Genomic DNA, 18,660 nt, shown 5'->3' with positions numbered 1-18,660 from the left:
GAGCGGGCCGACCCCGGGTCAGCGGGTGCGTGCGGCGCGCTTGCCGCCGCTGTAGCCGCTGCGGGCCCGCGGCGAGGGCCGGGGGCGGCCGGATCCGGACGACCCGCTGCCCGTCGACCCGGTCGGGGACCCCGACTCGTCCTCCGCGGTCGCGGCGGAGCGGCGCTCCCGCGCCGCGACGGCCTCCTCGACCGTGCGGGGTGCGCTCGCCGGGGTGTCGGCCGAACCCGACGCGGGAGCCCCGGCGGTGTCGGTCGCGGCCGCCCCGGACCCCGCAGGGGCCTGCTCGGCGGGCAGCCGGTCGACCGAGGAGCGCTCGGCGGGCGGCTGGTCGACGGGCAGGTCGGCCAGGTCCGGGCCGGCGTCGAGGTCGTCGACGCCGGACTCGATGAGCGCGCGGGCGGCGCGCAGCTGCTCGGTCAGCCGGGCGCGCAGCCCGGTGAGCTGCTCCACCCGGCGCCGGGCGGCGGCGGTGGTCTCCTCGGCGTCGCGGCGGGCGTCGGAGCGGATCTTCTCGCCGTCGGCGTGGGCCTGGTCGAGGTCGCGGCGGATGCGGTCGGCGGCCTCGCGCTCCCGGCGGGAGATGTCGGCCTCGAGGGCGTCGCGCTCGGCGAACAGCGAGGTCAGTGCCTCGGCGCGGCGCTGGTCCATCGCGATCCGGAAGTCGTGCTCGACCTGCTCGCGGTTCTCCCTGGCCTCGGCGTCGGCCGTGGTGATCCGCTCGGTGACGGTGCGCTCGGCCTCGGCGAGCTCGCGTTCGGTGGTGCTGCGCCGCTCGGCCAGCTCGCGCTCGGTCGTGGTCCGCAGCTCGGTCAGCTCGGTCTCGGTGCGCTCGCGCAGCTCGGCGAGCTCGCGCTCGACGCGGGCCTGCTTCTCGTCGAGGCCGCGGTCGCGCTCGGCGGAGCGGCGGGCGGCCTCGGCCGCGTGGGCCTCGGCGTCGGCGACGGTCTGCTCGGCCCGGGCCCTGGCGTCCTCGATCAGGGCGCGGGCCTGCTCCTCGGCGCGGCGGCGCTGGTCGGCGACCTCGCGGTCGGCCTTGGCGTGCATCTCGGAGACCTCGTCCTCGGCGAGGCGCAGCATGGAGCGCAGCCGCTCGCTCATGCCCTGCACGTTCTGCGGCGGGCCGGCGAGCCGGTTGACCTGCTGCTGCATGGCCTCGGCCCGGGTACGCGCGTCGTCGAGCTCACGACTCAGCCGGGTGTTCTGGGCGACCGCGGCGTCACGGTCGGCGGCCAGCATGCGCACCTGGGCGTCGAGCCGTCGCAGGTGGCTGTCGACCTGCGCCTGGTCGTAGCCGCGGCGCGCGATCGAGAAACCGGTCCGGGGTACGGGTACGTCGTGGTCGCCGGCCATGTCGTTCACCGTACCGTCGCGGGGGTTGCCGGACCGTAAGTTCACGGCCGGGGGTCACCGGGTTCACCCCGCTATGGACAAAGGGCCCGTCCGTGTGACACGGACGGGCCCTTCGCGGGGACGAACCCCGGCGGCGTCAGACGCCTCGGAAGCGGTTGATGCCGTCCAGGTGCTTCGCGCGCTTCTCCGGGTTGGTCACGCCGAGACCCTCCTCGGGGGCCAGCGCCAGCACGCCGACCTTGCCCTGGTGCAGGTTCTGCTTGACGTCGTTCGCGGCCTGGCCGGTCTCGGCCAGCGGGTACACCCGCGACAGGGTCGGGTGGATCATGCCCTTGGCGACGAGCCGGTTGGCCTCGTAGGCCTCGCGGTAGTTCGCGAAGTGCGAGCCGACGATCCGCTTGAGGTTCATCCACAGGTAGCGGTTGTCGAACTCGTGCATGTAGCCCGAGGTCGAGGCGCAGGTGACGATCTGACCGCCCTTGCGGGTGACGTAGACCGACGCACCGAAGGTCTCGCGGCCCGGGTGCTCGAAGACGATGTCGGGGTCCTCGCCGCCGGTCAGCTCGCGGATCTTCGCGCCGAGCCGCTTCCACTCCTTCGGGTCCTGGGTGGTCTCGTCCTTCCAGAACCGGTAGCCCTCGGCGTTGCGGTCGATGACCAGCTCCGCGCCCATGTCGCGGCAGATCTGGGCCTTCTCCTCCGAGGAGACGACGCAGATCGGGGTGGCGCCGCCGTTGAGGGCGAACTGGGTGGCGTAGGAGCCGAGGCCGCCGGAGGCGCCCCAGATCAGCACGACGTCGCCCTGCTTCATGTCGGCGCCGTTCTTGCTCACCAGCTGGCGGTACGCGGTGGAGTTGACCAGGCCCGGGGACGCGGCCTCCTCCCAGGTGAGGTGGTCCGGCTTCGGCATCAGCTGGTTGGACTTGACCAGGGCCAGCTCGGCGAGGCCGCCGAAGTTGGTCTCGAAGCCCCAGATGCGCTGCTCCGGGTCCATCATCGTGTCCGAGTGCCCGTCCGGGCTCTCCAGCTCGACCGAGAGGCAGTGCGCGACGACCTGGTCGCCGGGCTTCCAGGTGTTGACGCCGGGGCCGGTCCGCACGACGACGCCGGCGAGGTCGGAGCCGACCACGTGGTAGGGCAGGTCGTGCCGCTTGGCCAGCGGCGAGAGCTTGCCGTAGCGCTTGAGGAAGCTGAACGTCGAGACGGGCTCGAAGATCGAGGTCCAGACGGTGTTGTAGTTGATCGCGCTGGCCATCACGGCCACGAGCGCCTCACCGGGGCCGAGCTCGGGGACCGGGACGTCCTCGACGCGCAGGCTCTTGCGCGGGTCCTTCTCCTTGGTGGTCAGACCCTCGAACATGTCCACGTCCTCGGCGCGGACGGTGACGCCCCGATAGTGCTCGGGAACCTCCAGGCCTCCGACGTCGGTGAACTGCCCGGCGAGGATGGCGTCGCGGATGTCCTTCACTGCTGGCCTCCGATGGCGACGTTGTCAGGGGAGTCGGGTGGCTCACCCAATGGTGCTTGGGATACCGCAAGTTACTGCGTAGTATCTTAACCGTAGGTCGACGGTGAGGGTGATACCCGAAGCGCACTTCGTGATCCACCCCACCGGACGCCCGTACTGTCCTTCGGGACGGGGTCGTGCCCCGGCCGTCCCTCCGCCCGTCAGTGCGCGTCCGCGGCCGGCTCGACGAGCTCGACCAGCACTCCGCCGGCGTCCTTCGGGTGCACGAAGTTGACCTTCGAGTTCGACGTGCCACGGCGCGGGGCGTCGTAGAGCAGGCGCAGGCCCTTCGCCCGCAACGCGTCCGCCGCGGCGGCGACGTCGGTGACCCGGTAGGCGACCTGCTGCAGGCCCGGGCCGTTGCGCCCGATGAACTTCGCGATCGTCGAGTCCTCGTTCAGCGGGGCGAGCAGCTGCACCTTCGTGGCGCCGGCCGCCTCGCCCGGTGCTCCCAGCATGGCCTCGCGCACGCCCTGCTCGGTGTTGGTCTCGGTGTGCACCGCGACCAGGCCCAGGTTGTCCGCGTACCAGCGGATGGCCTCGTCCAGGTCGGGTACCGCGATGCCCACGTGGTCCACGGCCACGACCAGCGGCGACAGGGCGTCCTCGGTTGTCGTCATGGGGGCTGAAGCTACCGGTTCTACTCGCCGGTAGGAGTCTGTGCCGCTGGTCACCCCCACCGTTCGGTGCGTCCGGACGGGTCGTCGCCGTGGGTATGGTGGCGGCCCACCTGACAACGAAGCCTGATGGAGGACCCCGTGTCCGGAACCGTGATCGTCGCCGGCGCCCGCACGCCGATGGGCCGTCTGCTCGGCTCCCTGAAGGGCTTCTCCGGGGCCCAGCTGGGCGGTGTCGCCATCAAGGCCGCGCTCGAGCGGGCCGGTGTGGCTCCCGACCAGGTCCAGTACACGATCATGGGCCAGGTCCTCACCGCAGGCGCGGGACAGATCCCGGCGCGCCAGGCGGCGGTCGAGGCCGGCATCCCGATGGACGTCCCGGCGCTGACGATCAACAAGGTCTGCCTGTCCGGCGTCGACGCCATCGCGCTGGCCGACCAGCTCATCCGCGCCGGCGAGTTCGACATCGTCGTCGCCGGGGGCCAGGAGTCGATGACCCAGGCGCCGCACCTGCTCACCAAGTCCCGCGAGGGCACCAAGTTCGGCGACACCACCCTCACCGACCACATGGCCTACGACGGTCTGTTCTGCGCGTTCGACCAGGTCGCGATGGGTGCCTCCACCGAGAAGTACAACGAGCGCTACGGCCTGACCCGCGAGGAGCAGGACGCCTTCTCCGCCCGCTCGCACCAGCGCGCCGCCCGCGCCGCCCAGGACGGCACCTTCGACCAGGAGATCGCCCCGGTCGAGATCCCGCAGCGCAAGGGCGACCCGATCGTCTTCTCCACCGACGAGGGCGTGCGCGGCGACACCACCACCGAGGGGCTCGGCAAGCTCCGCCCCGCCTTCGCCGCCGACGGCACCATCACCGCGGGATCGGCCTCGCAGATCTCCGACGGCGCGGCCGCGGTGGTCGTGATGAGCAAGGTCAAGGCCGAGGAGCTGGGCCTGGACTGGATCGCCGAGATCGGTGCGCACGGCGTCGTCGCCGGTCCGGACGCCTCGCTGCACGAGCAGCCCGCGAACGCGATCGCCAAGGCGTGCGAGAAGGAGGGCATCCAGCCCGCCGACCTCGACCTCGTCGAGATCAACGAGGCGTTCGCCGCGGTCGGCATCGTCTCGGCCCGCAAGCTCGGCATCGACGAGGAGAAGGTGAACGTCGACGGTGGCGCCATCGCCCTCGGTCACCCGATCGGCATGTCCGGTGCGCGGATCGCGCTGCACCTGGCGCTCGCGCTCAAGGCGCGCGGCGGCGGCGTCGGCGCGGCCGCGCTGTGCGGCGGCGGCGGCCAGGGCGACGCGCTGATCGTGCGCGTCCCCTCCGCCTGACCGTCCCGACCTCCGTGTGGTCCACGTCGGCCCCCGCCTCGGCGGGGGCCGACGTGCATCCACCCCGTCCGTCCCGACGCCCGTCCGTCCCGACAAGGAGCCCGACCGTGCCCGGACCGCCGGACCCCCGCGACCTGGTGGAGCGCGCCCGCCGCGGTGAGCAGCTCGCCGTCGCCCGGCTGATCTCGATGGTGGAGAACGCCGGTCCGCAGCTGCGCGAGGTGTCCGCGGCACTGTCCCCGCACACCGGACGGGCGCACGTCATCGGGCTGACCGGCTCGCCGGGGGTGGGCAAGTCGACGTCGACGTCGGCGCTGGTCACCGAGCTGCGGGCGCGCGGGCGCCGGGTCGGGGTGCTGGCGGTGGACCCGTCCTCGCCGTTCAGCGGCGGGGCGCTGCTGGGCGACCGGGTGCGGATGGGGGACCACGCCGACGACGACGGGGTCTTCATCCGGTCGATGGCCACGCGCGGGCACCTGGGCGGGCTGTCCTGGGCGACGCCGCAGGCCCTGCGGGTGCTCGACGCCGCGGGCTGCGACGTCGTGCTGATCGAGACCGTCGGCGTCGGGCAGTCCGAGGTGGAGATCGTCGGCCTCGCCGACACGACCGTCGTGCTGCTCGCGCCGGGGATGGGCGACGGCATCCAGGCGGCCAAGGCCGGGATCCTGGAGATCGGCGACGTCTTCGTGGTCAACAAGGCCGACCGTGAGGGGGCCCGCCGCACGGTGCGCGAGCTGCGGAACATGCTGCACCTGCGCCTCCCGGACGGCGGCGAGGGAGGCGCGGACGCACCCGGCCTCGGTACCGAGCCGTGGGAGCCCCCGGTGCTCTCGACGGTCGCGTCCCGCGCGGAGGGGATCGCGGCCGTCGCCGACGCCCTCGACGAGCACCACGCCTGGGCCGAGAAGTCCGGCGAGCGGGAACGACGGCGCCGTGAGCGGACGCGTCGCGAGATCGAGGGCATCGGGATGGAGCAGGTCCGGGCCCGGATGGAACGCGTGCGCGGCGGTGACGCGCTCGACGCCCTCACCGAGCGGGTGCTGGGCGGGGAGCTGGACCCGTGGGCCGCCGCCGACGAGTTGCTGGACCAGGCGGACTGAGCCGACCCGCCTCCGATCAGGGGAGCGTGGTCCCGGACAGCGCCGCGAGCCGGTCGAGGACGCGCTGCGACCCGGTTCGCAGGGCGAGTGCCCTGGCCCGGGCGTGGGCGGCCCGCGCGGCGGCGCCGTCGCCGGCACGCAGGGCGGCGAGCACCTCGCCCAGTGCGAGATCGGTGCGCTCGCGGACCGGGCGCTGCGGTGGGCCGTCCTCGACGGTGAGCCACGCGGGGGCGGTGTGGACGTCGATCGTCGGCAGCGCCGTCGTATCGGTCGGGCCGGCCTGTTCGGTGTCGGCGTCCGGTGCGGCGACGCCCGGCAGCTCGGCCGCCAGGCGTTCCCGCCGGTGCCGCGCCGTGTCCGCGGTGTCCGGGTCCCCGGCCCGCAGGGCCGCGGACTCCGCCTCGACGTAGGCCGCCCACGCCCGGTCCGGGGCGGCGCGGTCGCGTTCCTGGTCCCCGAGCCGCAGTGCGGCCGCGGCGAGCAGCCCGCCGAGCGCCCGCAGGAGGTGCGGGTCCCGCGCGTGCGCGGCCGGCTCGCGCAGCTGGGTGACCACGGCGGACACCGCGTCGTGGGCGGCGGCGGTGCCCAGCCGGTCGTCCAGTGCGCTGGTCGCGGCCCACTGGGCGCGCAGCAGGTCCAGCTCCTCCTCCCCGACGGCGGCGGTCCGCTCCAGCGCCGCGCGCAGCCGCGTGGCCCCGTCGACGGGATCCGGCCCGGGCTCGTCGGCGAGACCGAGACCGGCCGGGGTGGTCTCGTACAGCTCGGCGAGGAGCGAGCGGTGCGCGGCGTCCGGGACGGCGTGGCCGTTCTCCCAGCGCGACAGCTGGGTCTTCAGGCTCGCGGCCCGCGCGGTGCCGCCGCTCCCGGCGACGAGCGCGGCCAGCGCACGGGCCGCCTCGGACTGGGACCAGCCCCGCCGGTCGCGCGCGGCCCGCAGCGCCGGGCCGGCACCGGGCCGGTCGGACGGGAGCGGAGGAGCGTGCACGCGGCCGATTCTGTCGGTGCCCCGTCGTAGGGTCAACACCGTTGACGCAACCCGCGTCATCACCTGCCTCGGCACCCCGGAGTGTGCCCCATGGACCTCATCGACTACCTGGCGTGCGTGGGCCTGTCCGGCCTCAGCGGCGCGTTGGCCGGGCGGGCCGCGGCGCGTCGGATGCTGTGGCCCCGGCCGCCCCGCGGCTCGGTGATGCGCAGCTGGCGTGGTCCGGGACACGGCGGCCCGCCATCGGGTGGGCCGCGCCGGCGGAGACGGCCGGGCTGAGGTGGGCGGGTCAGGCGAAGTCGCCGGCGGCGCGGCGCACCGAGCGCAGCAGCGCGGTCAGCTGCTCCTCCTCGGCCGGGTCCAGCCCGGTCAGGCCGAAGTCGATGCCGGTCACCGCGGCGGTGGCCTTCTCCAGCCGGGCACGCCCCTCGGGGGTCAGCTCGACCAGGGTGGCGCGGCGGTCGGTGGGGTGCGGCATCCGGCGGACGAGGTCGTCGCCCTGCAGCCGGTCCACGATGTTGGTCACGCTCGTCGGGTGCAGCTGCAGCCGCTCGCCCATCACCCGCATCGGGAGGCTGCCGCGGCGCGCGAAGTCCAGCAGCACCAGCGCCTCGTAGCGGGCGAACGTCAGCCCGTGCGGCCGCAGCGCCGTGTCGACGGCCGAGAGCAGGATCTGCTGCACGCGCATCACGCTGGTGACCGTCGCCATCGTGCGGGCGGGGCCGACCCGCTCCTCCCACAGTTCGGCCGCACGCTGGATCGGGTCGAAGGGGAGCGACCCGCGGGATGCCATGGTCCGACGCTAGCAAGTGCCGTGACCGGGTCCGTTCCGCATGCCGGGCGTGGCACGGTGTCGGCATGCTCTTCGCCTTCAGCATCGCCCCGTCCGGTTCGGACTCCGGCGACGGCAGCGTCGGTGCCGCCGTCGCCGAGGCCGTCCGGGTGGTCCGCGAGTCCGGCCTGCCGAACGAGACCACCTCGATGTTCACCACCATCGAGTCCGAGACCTGGGACGAGGGGATGGCGGTGGTCAAACGTGCCGTCGAGGCCGTCACCGCCGTGTCGCCCCGGGTGAGCCTGGTGCTCAAGGCCGACATCCGGCCCGGGTACCGGGGGCAGCTGCAGGCCAAGGTGGAGCGGGTCGAGGAGCACTTGCGCGGGGGCGGTGCGTGAGCGCCCCGGTCGCACCGGGAGCCGGGGAGCCCGGCCCGGCCCGGGTCGTGCTCGTCCACGGCGCCTGGCACCGCGGTGCGTCGTGGGCGCCGGTGGTCGAGGCCCTGGGGGCCCGGGGGGTGGAGGCGGTCGCGCCGGATCTCCCGTCCGACGTCGCGGGGGTCGGCCACACCGAGCTCGTCGACGCGGTCCTGGCCGTCGCCGGTGGCGGTCCGGACGGGTCGGTGCCCCGGGGCGAGGGTCCGCCCGTCGTGCTGGTCGGCCACTCGCTCGGCGGTCTCGTGGCCACCGCGGCCGCCGGCCGCATCGCCGACCGGGTGCGGGCACTGGTCCTCGTCGCGGCACTCGTCCCCGAGCCGGGCCGTCCCTACCGGGACCGGATGCGTGCCGAGCGCGACCTGATGGTCGCCGGTTACGACGCCGAGGTCCGTCGTGGTGAGGGGGTCAGCACGTACTGGCCTGACGCGCGGACGGTCGCCGACGGGCTCTACCGGGGCGTCGCGGACGAGCTCGACGCGGCGGGACGTGACGGGCGGGCCGCGGTCGCGGACGCGGCGGCGCAGCTGCGACCCCAGGACTGGTCGCTGCTCGTCGAGCCGTGCCCGGTGCCGTCGTGGCCCGCGGTGCCGACGGTGTCGGTGGTGTGCGTGGGGGACCGGGTCGTCAGTCCCGTCGCGGGGCGGCGGGAGGCGGAGCGGGTCGGGGCGCGGCTCGTCGAGTTCGCGGGCGGGCACTTCCCGATGCTCACCCGGCCGGAGGAGACGGCCGACCTGCTGGCCGGGCTCGCCGCGCCCGCCTGACGGGAGGTGCCACGGCCCGGGCGCCGGGACGACGACGGCCGGTGGCGGGAGGCCCGTCACCGGCCGTCGGGCGCCCGGACCGGGTCCGGAGGCCGTGTCGTCGTCGCGGCGTGCCGCGAGGAAGGACGTGCTCAGCCCGCCATGATGGTCGAGAAGTAGTACACGCCGGCGAGGATGCCGACGAAGCTGACGGTCATGCCGATCTGGGCGAGCTTGGTCATGCCCGGCTTGCGGTAGGCGAGGAAGCCGGTGACCAGGCCCGCGGCACCCAGGATCCAGGCGGCGATCGGCACGAGGAACGCGGCGATCGCGATGATGCCCAGCGCCACCGACGCGTAGGCCAGGGTCGGCTTGTCGGTCGTCTGCATGTTGCTCATCGGGGTGGAGCCCTCCGTTGTGCGCCGGGGAGCCGGCGGTCGTTCTGTCGGGGAAGGGAACCGCGGGGTGGGGCAACCGGGGGAACGCCCCGCCGCGATCACGCAGAGTCAGCATCGAGTCCCTGCAGGGTGTTCAACGAGTGGCGAGGCCCGGTGTTGCTCCGCCGGTCCGGTGATCGTGGGGGGCGACCCCGCCGGTTCCGCCGGGTTCCGGGGCTCCGTGCCGTCGTCGGCTCTGCGGGCACGGGTGGGTGTCGGTCGGTCACCGGGGACCTGTCCCGGTGCGAACTCGCTTACCGGGTAAGCGAGTTCACGCAGGTGGGTGCCGCCGGCTCTCTCCCGGGGCGTGGTGGTGCAGCTGCGGCATCGGCGGTGCCGTGCGGGCGTCGGACCCCGGCGGACATCCCGGGACGGCGGGGCGGGGCTAGGAGACGTGGGACGCGTCGCGCGGGGGTGCGTCCGACCGGGCGGGGCGGGTCACGCCGGACACACGGACGTGCCAGGATGGATGGCGTGTCTCGCCCAGATCCTCGTCAGGCGGCCCAGAGTGCGGCGATCTCCTCGGCCATGGCCGGGGCGGTCGACCTCTCCGGGCTGAAGGCCCGTGCCGATGCGGCGAACCGGCCCGCCCCGTCCGGCGGTGCCGGGGGCGGTCCGCCCGCGCCCGGCGGGGGCGGGAGTTCCTGGGTCGTCGACGCGACCGAGCAGGGCTTCCAGGCCGAGGTCCTCGAGCCGTCCCTGCAGGTGCCGGTCGTCGTCGAGCTGTGGGCCAGCCGCTACCCGCGCGAGGAGCAGCTGTCGGCCGTGCTGGAGCGCCTCGCCTCGACCGGTGGTGGTGCGTGGCGCCTGGCCCGGGTCGACATCGACACCCAGCCGCGGGTGGCCCAGGCCTTCGGCGTGCAGCAGGTGCCGATGCTGGTCGTGCTCGTCGGCGGTCAGCCCGTCGACGCGGTCAACGGCGCCATCCCCGAGGACCGCGCCGCCGAGTGGGTGAAGTCCCTGCTCGACGCGCTGCGTGACCGGATGCCCGCCATCGCCGAGGGCGAGCGCCGGGCGGCCGCGGCCGGTCCGGACGAGCCCGTCGAGGAGCCCGAGGACCCGCGCTTCACCGCCGCCGAGGACGCCCTGGAGCAGGGCGACTACGCGGCCGCCGAGGCCGCCTACACCGCGATCCTCGACAGCGAGCCCGCCAACGAGCAGGCGAAGGCGGCGCTGGCGCAGGTCCGCTTCCTCGCCCGGGCCGAGCAGGCCGACCCGTCGTCGATCGCGCGGGCCGACGCCGCACCCGACGACGTCGACGCCCAGCTCGCCGCGGCCGACGCCGAGCTGGCCGCCGACCGGGTCGAGGCCGCCTTCACCCGGCTGGTCGACACCGTCGCCCGGACCGCGGGCGAGGACCGTGACCGGGCCCGTGGGCACCTCGTCGGGCTCTTCGAGCTCTTCCCGGCCGACGACCCGCGGGTCGCCACGGCCCGGCGCGCGCTCGCCCGCGCCCTGTTCTGAGCCGGACCCGCCCCGATGGCCCACGGCCGCAGGCACCGGCGCCCGCGGTGACCGTCGCCGCTCCTGCCGGGACGCCGGCTCCGCGGTGGGCGTCCGCGGCGCGCGACCGCGTGCACCGTCTCGCGCGGCCGGTGGCGCCGGTCGTCGCCGTCGCCGCGCTGGTGACCGCGGCGCTGCTGTTCGTGCTGGGCGGCCCGCCGCTGCTGCGCTGGATCCCGGCGACCGACATCGCGCGGATGCACGTCGACTTCGACACCTTCCGGGCCTCGGCGTACGCGCTGCTCCAGCACGGTCCGGGCAGCGCCGCGATCTACGACACCGGCGCCCGGCTGCACAACCTCAACCCGCCGCTGCTGTCGGTGCTGCTCGCGCCGCTGGCCCTGCTCGACCCGGTCACCGGCTACCGGCTGCTGACGGCGCTGTCGGTGCTGCTCGTCGTCGGGTCGGTGCTGCTGGTCTGCCGGGAGCTGCGGCTCGGCCGTCGGTGGACGACCGGTGCGCTCGTGGTGGTGCTGGCGTCGTCGCCGCTGCACGGCACGCTGCTGCTGGGCCAGATCTACCCGCTGCTGCTGGCCGGGCTGACCGCGGGCTGGGTCGCCGAACGGCGCGGGCATCCACTGCTGGCCGCCGTCTGCTACGGCGTGACGGTCGCCCTCAAGCCCTCGCTCGCGCCGGTGCTGCTGCTCCCCGCGGTGCAGGCCCGTCGGCGGCCGTTCCTGGCCGGGATCGCCGCCGCGGCGGTCGCGACGCTGGTCGGCGTCGCCGTCGCCGGGTGGCCGACGGCGTTCCAGTGGCTGACGATGGCGCTGGCCGAGCCGGTCGGCCCCACCCCGGACAACGCGTCCCTGCCGGGCCAGGCGCTCCGCTGGGGGGTCCCGACCGTCGTCGGCACCCTGGTGGGCGCGGCGATCGTGGTCGGCACGCTCGTCCACCTCGGGCGGCGCACCCGCCGGTACGGCCCCGACCCGGCCGCGGGCACCGACCCGGGTGGGACGGCGCTGTTCGCCGTGCTCGCCACCGGTCTGCTGGCGGCGCCGATCGCCTGGCACAACTACCTGCTGCTGCTCCTGCCGGGGCTGCTGGCGCTCGCCGCGTCCGGGCGGGCGGGGGACACGCGCCGCCGGGTCGTCGTCGCGATCGGGTGTGTCGCCGTCGTCCCGGTGAGCTGGTCCGACCTGTGGGCCGACGGCGGCTGGGCGACCCCGCTCGGACGGGCGCTCTACACGGCGGTGCTCCTGGCGACCTGGTGGTCCCTGCTGCGCCCGGCCGTCGGGCCGGTGCCCGGCGGTCCCGTCCGCACTGCGGACGAGCCGTCCCGCGCACCGGCCTGACGGTCCGGGCCCCACGGGATCAGTCGCCCGCGGTGGTCCCCGTGTCCGAGGCGCCCGTGCCGGAGCTCCCGTCGACGAACGAGCCGGTGCGCACCGCCCGGACACCGACGGTGCCGGGTGCGGGCGCGACCGAGGTGGAGACCGGACCGGGGTCCGGGGCGTCCTCGGCGTCGTCCGGCCCCGGGTCGACGAGGTCGGCGGGCGTGACGACGACCTGCAGGTCGTCGTCCGGGGTCGCCGGTGCCTCGACGTCGGTGTCCTCCGGCTCGTCGGGCAGCGCGGCGGCCGGCAGCGGCGGCGGGACCGTCGCGGCCGGGGCGGCCTCCTGTGCCGGGACGGACAGCACCGGGCCGCCGGTGTCCTCCGGCACCAGCCACAGCACCCCCGACGGCGGCAGCCGCAGCACCGCCGACGCGGGCTGGCCGTGCCACATGACCTGCTCGGCGCGCACCCGGCCCAGGTTGCCCACCCCGGACCCGCCGTAGGCCGACGCGTCGGTGTTGACGACCTCGGTCCAGTTCCCGGCGAACGGCAGCCCCACCCGGTAGTCCTCACGCGGGGCACCGGAGAAGTTCGCGACGCAGGCCAGCACGGTGGCACGGCCCTCGGCGTCGACGCCGTGGCGCAGGAACGAGAACACGTTGCCCTGCGCGTCGTTGGCGTCGATCCAGGCGAAACCGTCCGGGGTGGTGTCCCGCGACCACAGTGCGGACTGCGCGCGGTAGGTCCGGTTCAGGTCCGCGACGAGCGTGGTGATCCCGCCGTGCAGCGGGTCGTCGCTCTGCAGGTGCCAGTCCAGCGACCGCTGCTCGGACCACTCGCGCGGCTGCCCGAACTCACCGCCCATGAACAGCAGCTGCTTGCCGGGGTGCGCCCACATGTAGGCCAGCAGCGCACGGACCCCGGCGGCCTTGTTCCAGTCGTCGCCGGGCATCCGGGTCCACAGCGACCCCTTGCCGTGCACGACCTCGTCGTGGCTGATCGGCAGCACGTAGTTCTCGCTGAACGCGTACATCAGCGAGAACGTCATCTGGTTGTGGTGGTAGCTGCGGTGGATGGGGTCGCGCCCGGTGTAGTCGAGCGTGTCGTGCATCCAGCCCATGTTCCACTTGAGCCCGAACCCGAGACCGCCCATGTAGGTGGGCCGGGTGACGCCCGGCCAGGCGGTGGACTCCTCGGCGATCGTCACGACGCCCGGGTGCTCCCGGTAGACGGTCGCGTTCATCTCCTGCAGGAACGCGACCGCGTCGAGGTTCTCCCGGCCACCGTGGACGTTCGGCAGCCACTGGCCGTCGGCACGGGAGTAGTCCAGGTAGAGCATCGAGGCGACCGCGTCGACCCGCAGGCCGTCGATGTGGAAGGACTCCAGCCAGTACAGCGCGTTCGCGACGAGGAAGTTGCGCACCTCGTTGCGGCCGAAGTCGAACACGAGCGTGCCCCAGTCGGGCTGCTCGCCGCGGCGCGGGTCGGCGTGCTCGTAGCAGGCGGTGCCGTCGAACCGGGCCAGCGCCCACTCGTCGCGCGGGAAGTGCGCGGGAACCCAGTCGACGATCACGCCGTAGCCCGCCTGGTGCAGCCGGTCGACGAAGTACCGGAAGTCGTCGGGCGTGCCGAACCGCGAGGTCGGGGCGAAGTACGACGTCACCTGGTAGCCCCAGGACCCGCCGAACGGGTGCTCGGCCACGGGCAGCAGCTCGACGTGGGTGAACCCGGTGGTGTCCAGGTAGGCCACCAGCCGCTCGGCGATCTCGCGGTAGTCCAGGCCCGGCACCCAGGAGCCGAGGTGCATCTCGTAGATGCTCATCGGCTCCTCGTGCGGGCGGACCTGCGCGCGGGCGGTCATCCACGCGTCGTCGCCCCACTCGTGGACGTCGCGGGTCACGACCGACGCCGTCTGCGGCGGGATCTCGGTGGCGAAGGCCATCGGGTCGGCCTTGTCACGCCACCGGCCGTCGGGGCCCAGGATGCGGAACTTGTAGCGGTCGCCGACACCGACGCCGGGCAGGAACAGCTCCCAGACCCCGGAGCTGCCCAGTGAGCGCATCGGCAGCGCCCAGCCTGCCCAGCCGTCGAAGTCACCGGTGACCCGCACACCGCGGGCGTTCGGGGCCCAGACGGCGAAGCTGGTCCCGGCGACCGGGCCGGACGGGGTCTCGTAGTCCCGGACGTGTGCGCCGAGGACGTCCCACAGTCGTTCGTGCCGTCCCTCGCCGATGAGGTGCAGGTCCATGTCGCCGAGCGTCGGCAGCCAGCGGTACGGGTCGTCGACCGTCTGCTCGGTCGTGCCGCCGGCGCCGTCGCCGTAGGTCACGAGCAGCCGGTAGTCGCCGCCGGAGCCGGGGACGAGGCCGGAGAACAGTCCGGCGTCGTGCACCCTCGTCAGCTCGCAGGCCTGCGCGCGGTCACCGTTCGGCAGCACCGCCACCGAGACGGCGTGCGGCCGCAGGACACGGACCACGGTGCCGTCGACGTGCGGATGCGCGCCGAGGACCGAGTGGGGGTCGTGGTGGGCACCGCCCAGGAGCCGGTCGGTCGTCGCCGGGTCCGGTGCGTACGCATCGGTCTCGGAGCGGGTCGCTCGGGTCTCCTCGGAGGTCACGGCGGAACCGTACTGCGAGTGACGGATGCTCGCCGCGTGCGGTCGCACAGTGTTGCCGGATCGCAGTCGAGCGTGAGCGGAGCCGGGTCAGCCCCGCCCGCGCCGTCGCCGGTGGCGCCGCAGTGCCCGTTCGAGGACCGCCTGCAGCGCGACGGCGGCGTCGTCCCAGGTCTGCTCGGCGGCGCGGGCGCGCACCGCGTCGGAGCGCTGCGTCCACGTCGTGTCCAGCCCGCGCACGGCGGCGGCGAACCCGGCGTCGTCACCCGGTGCGACGAACACCCCGGCGTCGCCCGCGACCTCGCGGAAGGCCGGGATGTCGGTGACCACGACCGGGCAGCCCCGCGCCATGGCCTCCAGCATCGGGAGCCCGAAACCCTCGTCGCGGGAGGCGGAGACCAGCGCGGTGGCGCCGTCGAGCAGGGCGCGGTAGCCGTCGTCGTCGACGCCGTCGTGGAACACCGGCCGGGCCGGCGCGGCGAGCAGCTCCAGCTCCGTGCGCACCCCCGGCGGGACGGGGGAGACCAGGTGGAGCTCGTGGTCCGGCAGCCGGGCCGCGGCCCTGGCCAGCGTCGCGACGTCCTTGTAGGGCATGAACGACCCGGCGTAGACGATCCGGTTCCCCGACGGGCGGGACCGCGTCGGCGTGCCGGGCGGCAGGTGGAAGTCGGTGGCGTCCGGCACGACGGAGACCTCCCGGCGCGACAGCCGGTGCTCCGCGACCAGGGCCGCGGTCGCGGCGGACACGCACGCGACGGCGTCGGCGCCGGCCAGCAGCAGCCGCTGCGGCCACCACGACAGGTGGTAGGCCCGCCACACCGCCCGCACCGGGGCGGGCAGCCACGGCGGCGGCGCCGGGTGCCGGTAGTAGATGAGGTCGTGCACGGTCAGCACGACCGCGTAGCGGCGGCCCAGCGTGCCCATCGTCTGCATCGGACTGAAGACGACCGCATCGGGTGACCCGTCGGTGCCGTCGGTGCCGTCGGTGCCGGACGTCCCGGCGGTGCCGTGGGTGCCGGACGTCCCGGCGAGGATCCGGTTCACCCGCCGCGCGACCAGCGGCTCCCCGGCCCCGGTCGGCGACGGCAGGGTGTGCGCGGGCCGGTCGGGCAGCCCGTCGCGCTGGCGCGGGTCGGACACCAGCAGCTCCACCGGGGTGATCCGGTCCAGCGCGCGGACCAGTCCGGTGGTGTAGCGGCCGATGCCGTCCGGGCGTCCGGGACGGATGTAGCGGCAGTCGACGAGCACCCTCACCGCTGCAGGAAACCCCGTATCTCCCGGGCCGCCCACGCCGGGGCCTCGTAGTGCACGAGATGGCCGGTGCGGGGCAGCAGGACCAGCCGGGCGTCGGCGAAGGCGGCGGCGAGCGCGTGCTGCCCGGCCGGTGGGGCGACCCGGTCGCGGGCCCCGGCCAGCAGCAGCGTCGGCACCGTGATGCGGGGTGCCCACGGCCGCACCGAGCCGGAACCGGCGGCGCGGAAGCACTCGAGCAGCGACGCCGTCGTGGCGAAGGTGCCGAAGTGGGCACGGTGCTCGTCGGAGATCCAGTGCCGCAGCAGCGGGTCGCGGGTGGTGGTCATCGAGACGGTCGCGGCGTCGGCGAGCAGCCGGTGGCGCAGCACGCCGTCGAGGCCGAGCCGGGCGGCTCCCTCGTGGAGCAGCGCGGTGGCCGCCGTCCCGAGGCCGGTGATGCCGCCGGCACCCGAGGCGGGCTCGGCGATCGGGTTGACCAGCACCAGGGCCCGGGGGGTGGTCGCGGCCGCGGCGCAGACGGCCGCGGCGACGATCGACCCGAACGAGTGCCCCAGCAGCACCGTGTCCGGGCCGAGGTCGGCGAGCAGCGCCGAGGCCCATCGGGCGTAACCGTCGACGTCGTGGGTGCGGTCGGTGAACGGTGGTGACGCCCCGAACCCGGGCAGGTCCGGCACGACGACCCGATACCCGGTCAGCCGCGACGCCAGCGGCGCGAGCCCGTGGTGGCTGCCGCGCAGTCCGTGCAGCGCCAGCACCGGCGCCCCGTCCGGGTCGCCGAAGGTGTGCACGACGGTGCGGGCACCGTCGACCGGGCGCTCGAGGGCGGGCGTGAGCGTGGCGGTCACCGCCGGGTGTCCGCGTGCCGGCGGGCGCGGCGCCCCGAGCGGAACGCACGCACCGGGACGACCGGGCGGGCCTTCGTCCGGTACAGCTCCTCGAAGGTGTCCACCGTGGCCGCCAGCGAGTGCTCGGACGCGATCCGCAGGCTGGCCGCCCCCAGCACGGCGGCGCCGTCGGGGTCACCGAGCACCCGGGCCAGCCGGTCGGCGAGCGCGGTGACGTCGCCGTGCGGGTAGCGCCAGCCGTTCTCGCCGGGGCGGGCCAGGTGCGGCAGCGCACCCGCGTCGACGGCGACGACCGGCTTCCCGGTCGCCATCGCCTCCAGCGTGACCAGGCTCTGCAGCTCGGCGGTGCCGGCGTTGCAGAACACGTCCAGGGCCGGGTAGACGTCGGGGATCTCGTCGTCGGTGAGCCGGCCGGTGAAGGTGACCGCGTGCTCCAGGTGCTGGGCGCGGACCAGCGCGCCCAGCCGGGCCCGCTCCTCGCCGTCGCCGACGACGACCAGCTGCGCGTCGGGCACCGCACCGGCGCGCAGCAGCGCGGTGGCGCGGACCAGCTCGTCGACGTGCTTCTCCCGGTCCAGCCGCCCGACGAAGCCGACCAGCGGCACGTCGGCGGGAATGCCGTGCCGGGCCCGGAACGCGGGCCCGCGACCGGTGGTGTCGGGCCGGAAGCGGCCGAGGTCCAGACCGTTGGACACCGGCAGCACCGGGCCGGGGACACCGCCCTGCTCGGCCATCGACGCGGCCAGCGGGGTCGGCGCGGTGACCAGCCCCGCCCGGCTGAGCACGCGCACCGCGTCCCACCAGAACAGCTTCTTGAGCCCGGACTCCGGCAGGTGCAGGAAGCTGATCGCCGGGATGATGTTCTCCGGGATCATGTGCGTGGTCGCCATCGACGGGACGCCGAGGTCGGCGGCCGCGGTGAGCAGCATCCGGCCCAGCACCATGTGGCTCTGCACGTGCACGACGTCGGGCCGGACCCGGCGCAGGATCGCGCGGCAGGTCTGGCGCAGCCCGGGCGGCGGGCAGAGCCGGAAGCCCGGCGGCTTGGGGACGCGGCAGGAGCGGACCCGGTGTTCGATCACCGGCCCGACCCGGCACGGCGGCCTGCTGCGCAGGCCGCGCGAGGGCGCGACCACGTGCACCTCGTGCCCGCGGGCGGCGAGCTCGGCCGCCAGCCGCTGGCCGGCGTAGCTGGCCCCGTTGACGTCCGGTGCCCAGGTGTCGGCCCCGATCAGGACGCGCACGCGTTCTCCTTCCGCGAGGTCGTGGCACGCACCCACAGCGCGCGCCCGGCCACGAGCACCAGGCCCACGCCCAGCCCCACCGCCACGATGATCCACGGCCGGTCGGCCAGCTCCGCGGCGAACCGGCCCCCGACCACCCAGCCGATCCCGACCAGCAGCGCCGAACGCACCGCCGTCAGCGGGACCACCCAGGCCACGAACCGCCGGTACGACACTCCGGCCAGGCCGATGGCCAGGAACGCGGGGATCGCGCCGACGTCCACCAGTTTCGCGCCCAGCACCACCCTGCCCGGACGGCCCCCCACCTTTGCGCGCAGCACCTCCCGGCGACCCGCGGTCAGACCCAGCCGGACCAGCAGCGGAGCGATGCCCGGGCGGCGCCCGCCGCGGCCGAGGACGTAGAAGACGGTGTCGGCGACGACGTCGGCGGCGAAGGCCACCAGCCACACCGCCCACCAGTCGAGCAGCCCGGCCCCGGCGAGCGAGCCCGCGACGACGCTGACCACCGGGCCCTCCACCAGCACACCGAGGAAGAGCACAGCGAGCGTCACGCCGAGCGTGGGCCCGTCGGGCCGCTGGACCAGGCCCAGGACGCCGTCCAGACCGTCCACACCGAGCAGACCGGCCGGGGTCACGACAGGTCCCC

The 18,660-nt window shown here is 75.0% G+C and carries 17 protein-coding genes; 6 read left to right on the top strand and 11 right to left on the bottom strand.

Translation table 11 applies throughout. From position 1 onward, the window contains the following. Positions 1–18 precede the first annotated feature (18 nt). The 3 genes from Ae505Ps2_RS01280 to mce form a co-directional block, all read right to left on the bottom strand. A complete protein-coding gene (locus tag Ae505Ps2_RS01280) occupies positions 19–1,353 on the bottom strand; it encodes a hypothetical protein (protein WP_075333818.1) in 1,335 nt (444 codons plus the stop codon). A 136-nt stretch (positions 1,354–1,489) separates the two neighbouring features. Beyond that, a complete protein-coding gene (gene ccrA, locus Ae505Ps2_RS01275; protein WP_020623310.1) occupies positions 1,490–2,821 on the bottom strand; it encodes a crotonyl-CoA carboxylase/reductase in 1,332 nt (443 codons plus the stop codon). 200 nt (positions 2,822–3,021) lie between these two features. Next, positions 3,022–3,480 (bottom strand): methylmalonyl-CoA epimerase, encoded by a 459-nt coding sequence (gene mce / locus Ae505Ps2_RS01270; RefSeq protein WP_020623309.1) that lies wholly within the window; start codon positions 3,478–3,480, stop codon positions 3,022–3,024. 138 nt (positions 3,481–3,618) lie between these two features. On the opposite strand from mce, the gene Ae505Ps2_RS01265 reads away from it, so the two are divergent. Beyond that, positions 3,619–4,806 (top strand): acetyl-CoA C-acetyltransferase, encoded by a 1,188-nt coding sequence (locus tag Ae505Ps2_RS01265; protein ID WP_075334338.1) that lies wholly within the window; start codon positions 3,619–3,621, stop codon positions 4,804–4,806. Between the two features lie 107 nt (positions 4,807–4,913). Next, positions 4,914–5,906, top strand: a complete 993-nt coding sequence (gene meaB, locus Ae505Ps2_RS01260; protein ID WP_083695227.1) for a methylmalonyl Co-A mutase-associated GTPase MeaB — start codon at positions 4,914–4,916, stop codon at positions 5,904–5,906. A gap of 16 nt (positions 5,907–5,922) precedes the next feature. On the opposite strand, the gene Ae505Ps2_RS01255 is transcribed toward meaB, so the two are convergent. Continuing rightward, positions 5,923–6,891, bottom strand: coding sequence for a helix-turn-helix transcriptional regulator (locus Ae505Ps2_RS01255; RefSeq protein WP_075310531.1), 969 nt, complete (start codon positions 6,889–6,891; stop codon positions 5,923–5,925). 289 nt (positions 6,892–7,180) lie between these two features. Beyond that, entirely contained in the window at positions 7,181–7,684 is a 504-nt protein-coding gene (locus tag Ae505Ps2_RS01250; protein WP_020623305.1) for a MarR family transcriptional regulator, read from the bottom strand. Between the two features lie 65 nt (positions 7,685–7,749). On the opposite strand from Ae505Ps2_RS01250, the gene Ae505Ps2_RS01245 reads away from it, so the two are divergent. Beyond that, positions 7,750–8,064 carry a thiamine-binding protein gene (locus tag Ae505Ps2_RS01245; protein WP_020623304.1) on the top strand — a complete coding sequence of 105 codons (315 nt, stop codon included), beginning with the start codon at positions 7,750–7,752 and terminating at the stop codon, positions 8,062–8,064. Beyond that, positions 8,061–8,864 (top strand): alpha/beta hydrolase, encoded by an 804-nt coding sequence (locus Ae505Ps2_RS01240; protein WP_075310533.1) that lies wholly within the window; start codon positions 8,061–8,063, stop codon positions 8,862–8,864. The genes Ae505Ps2_RS01245 and Ae505Ps2_RS01240 overlap by 4 nt, the downstream gene beginning before the upstream one ends. A gap of 131 nt (positions 8,865–8,995) precedes the next feature. Here the strand turns inward: Ae505Ps2_RS01240 and Ae505Ps2_RS01235 are convergent, their stop codons facing one another. After that, entirely contained in the window at positions 8,996–9,241 is a 246-nt protein-coding gene (locus tag Ae505Ps2_RS01235; protein ID WP_020623302.1) for a hypothetical protein, read from the bottom strand. A gap of 513 nt (positions 9,242–9,754) precedes the next feature. On the opposite strand from Ae505Ps2_RS01235, the gene Ae505Ps2_RS01230 reads away from it, so the two are divergent. Together Ae505Ps2_RS01230 and Ae505Ps2_RS01225 are read left to right on the top strand one after the other, a co-directional pair. Beyond that, positions 9,755–10,744, top strand: a complete 990-nt coding sequence (locus tag Ae505Ps2_RS01230; protein ID WP_249265201.1) for a tetratricopeptide repeat protein — start codon at positions 9,755–9,757, stop codon at positions 10,742–10,744. A 47-nt stretch (positions 10,745–10,791) separates the two neighbouring features. Beyond that, the gene (locus tag Ae505Ps2_RS01225) at positions 10,792–12,075 is read left to right on the top strand and encodes a glycosyltransferase family 87 protein (RefSeq protein ID WP_075553346.1); all 1,284 of its coding nucleotides are present in this window, start codon (positions 10,792–10,794) and stop codon (positions 12,073–12,075) included. A gap of 19 nt (positions 12,076–12,094) precedes the next feature. Here Ae505Ps2_RS01225 and glgB read toward each other — a convergent pair whose 3' ends face one another. From glgB to Ae505Ps2_RS01200, 5 genes are all read right to left on the bottom strand, one after another. Then, the gene (glgB, locus tag Ae505Ps2_RS01220) at positions 12,095–14,596 is read right to left on the bottom strand and encodes a 1,4-alpha-glucan branching protein GlgB (protein ID WP_337819579.1); all 2,502 of its coding nucleotides are present in this window, start codon (positions 14,594–14,596) and stop codon (positions 12,095–12,097) included. Between the two features lie 165 nt (positions 14,597–14,761). Continuing rightward, positions 14,762–15,925, bottom strand: coding sequence for a glycosyltransferase family 1 protein (locus Ae505Ps2_RS01215; RefSeq protein WP_075553345.1), 1,164 nt, complete (start codon positions 15,923–15,925; stop codon positions 14,762–14,764). Further along, positions 15,922–16,770 (bottom strand): alpha/beta hydrolase, encoded by an 849-nt coding sequence (locus tag Ae505Ps2_RS01210; RefSeq protein WP_075310543.1) that lies wholly within the window; start codon positions 16,768–16,770, stop codon positions 15,922–15,924. The genes Ae505Ps2_RS01215 and Ae505Ps2_RS01210 overlap by 4 nt, the downstream gene beginning before the upstream one ends. Then, positions 16,767–18,014 carry a glycosyltransferase gene (locus tag Ae505Ps2_RS01205; protein WP_158071528.1) on the bottom strand — a complete coding sequence of 416 codons (1,248 nt, stop codon included), beginning with the start codon at positions 18,012–18,014 and terminating at the stop codon, positions 16,767–16,769. The genes Ae505Ps2_RS01210 and Ae505Ps2_RS01205 overlap by 4 nt, the downstream gene beginning before the upstream one ends. Next, entirely contained in the window at positions 18,002–18,649 is a 648-nt protein-coding gene (locus tag Ae505Ps2_RS01200; protein WP_075310547.1) for a hypothetical protein, read from the bottom strand. The genes Ae505Ps2_RS01205 and Ae505Ps2_RS01200 overlap by 13 nt, the downstream gene beginning before the upstream one ends. Between the last annotated feature and the right edge of the window lie 11 nt (positions 18,650–18,660).

This window comes from Pseudonocardia sp. Ae505_Ps2 (assembly GCF_001932425.1).
Taxonomy (GTDB): domain Bacteria; phylum Actinomycetota; class Actinomycetes; order Mycobacteriales; family Pseudonocardiaceae; genus Pseudonocardia.
Note: the sequence above shows the minus strand (reverse complement) of the source record. Positions and strands in the feature narration are given on the sequence as shown.

Excerpts from the sequence above, each read along its gene's own strand:
- Ae505Ps2_RS01280 (WP_075333818.1), bottom strand. The coding sequence starts at position 1,353 with ATGGCCGGCGACCACGACGTACCCGTACCCCGGACCGGTTTCTCGATC.
- mce (WP_020623309.1), bottom strand. The coding sequence starts at position 3,480 with ATGACGACAACCGAGGACGCCCTGTCGCCGCTGGTCGTGGCCGTGGAC.
- Ae505Ps2_RS01250 (WP_020623305.1), bottom strand. The coding sequence starts at position 7,684 with ATGGCATCCCGCGGGTCGCTCCCCTTCGACCCGATCCAGCGTGCGGCC.
- Ae505Ps2_RS01245 (WP_020623304.1), top strand. The coding sequence starts at position 7,750 with ATGCTCTTCGCCTTCAGCATCGCCCCGTCCGGTTCGGACTCCGGCGAC.
- Ae505Ps2_RS01235 (WP_020623302.1), bottom strand. The coding sequence starts at position 9,241 with ATGAGCAACATGCAGACGACCGACAAGCCGACCCTGGCCTACGCGTCG.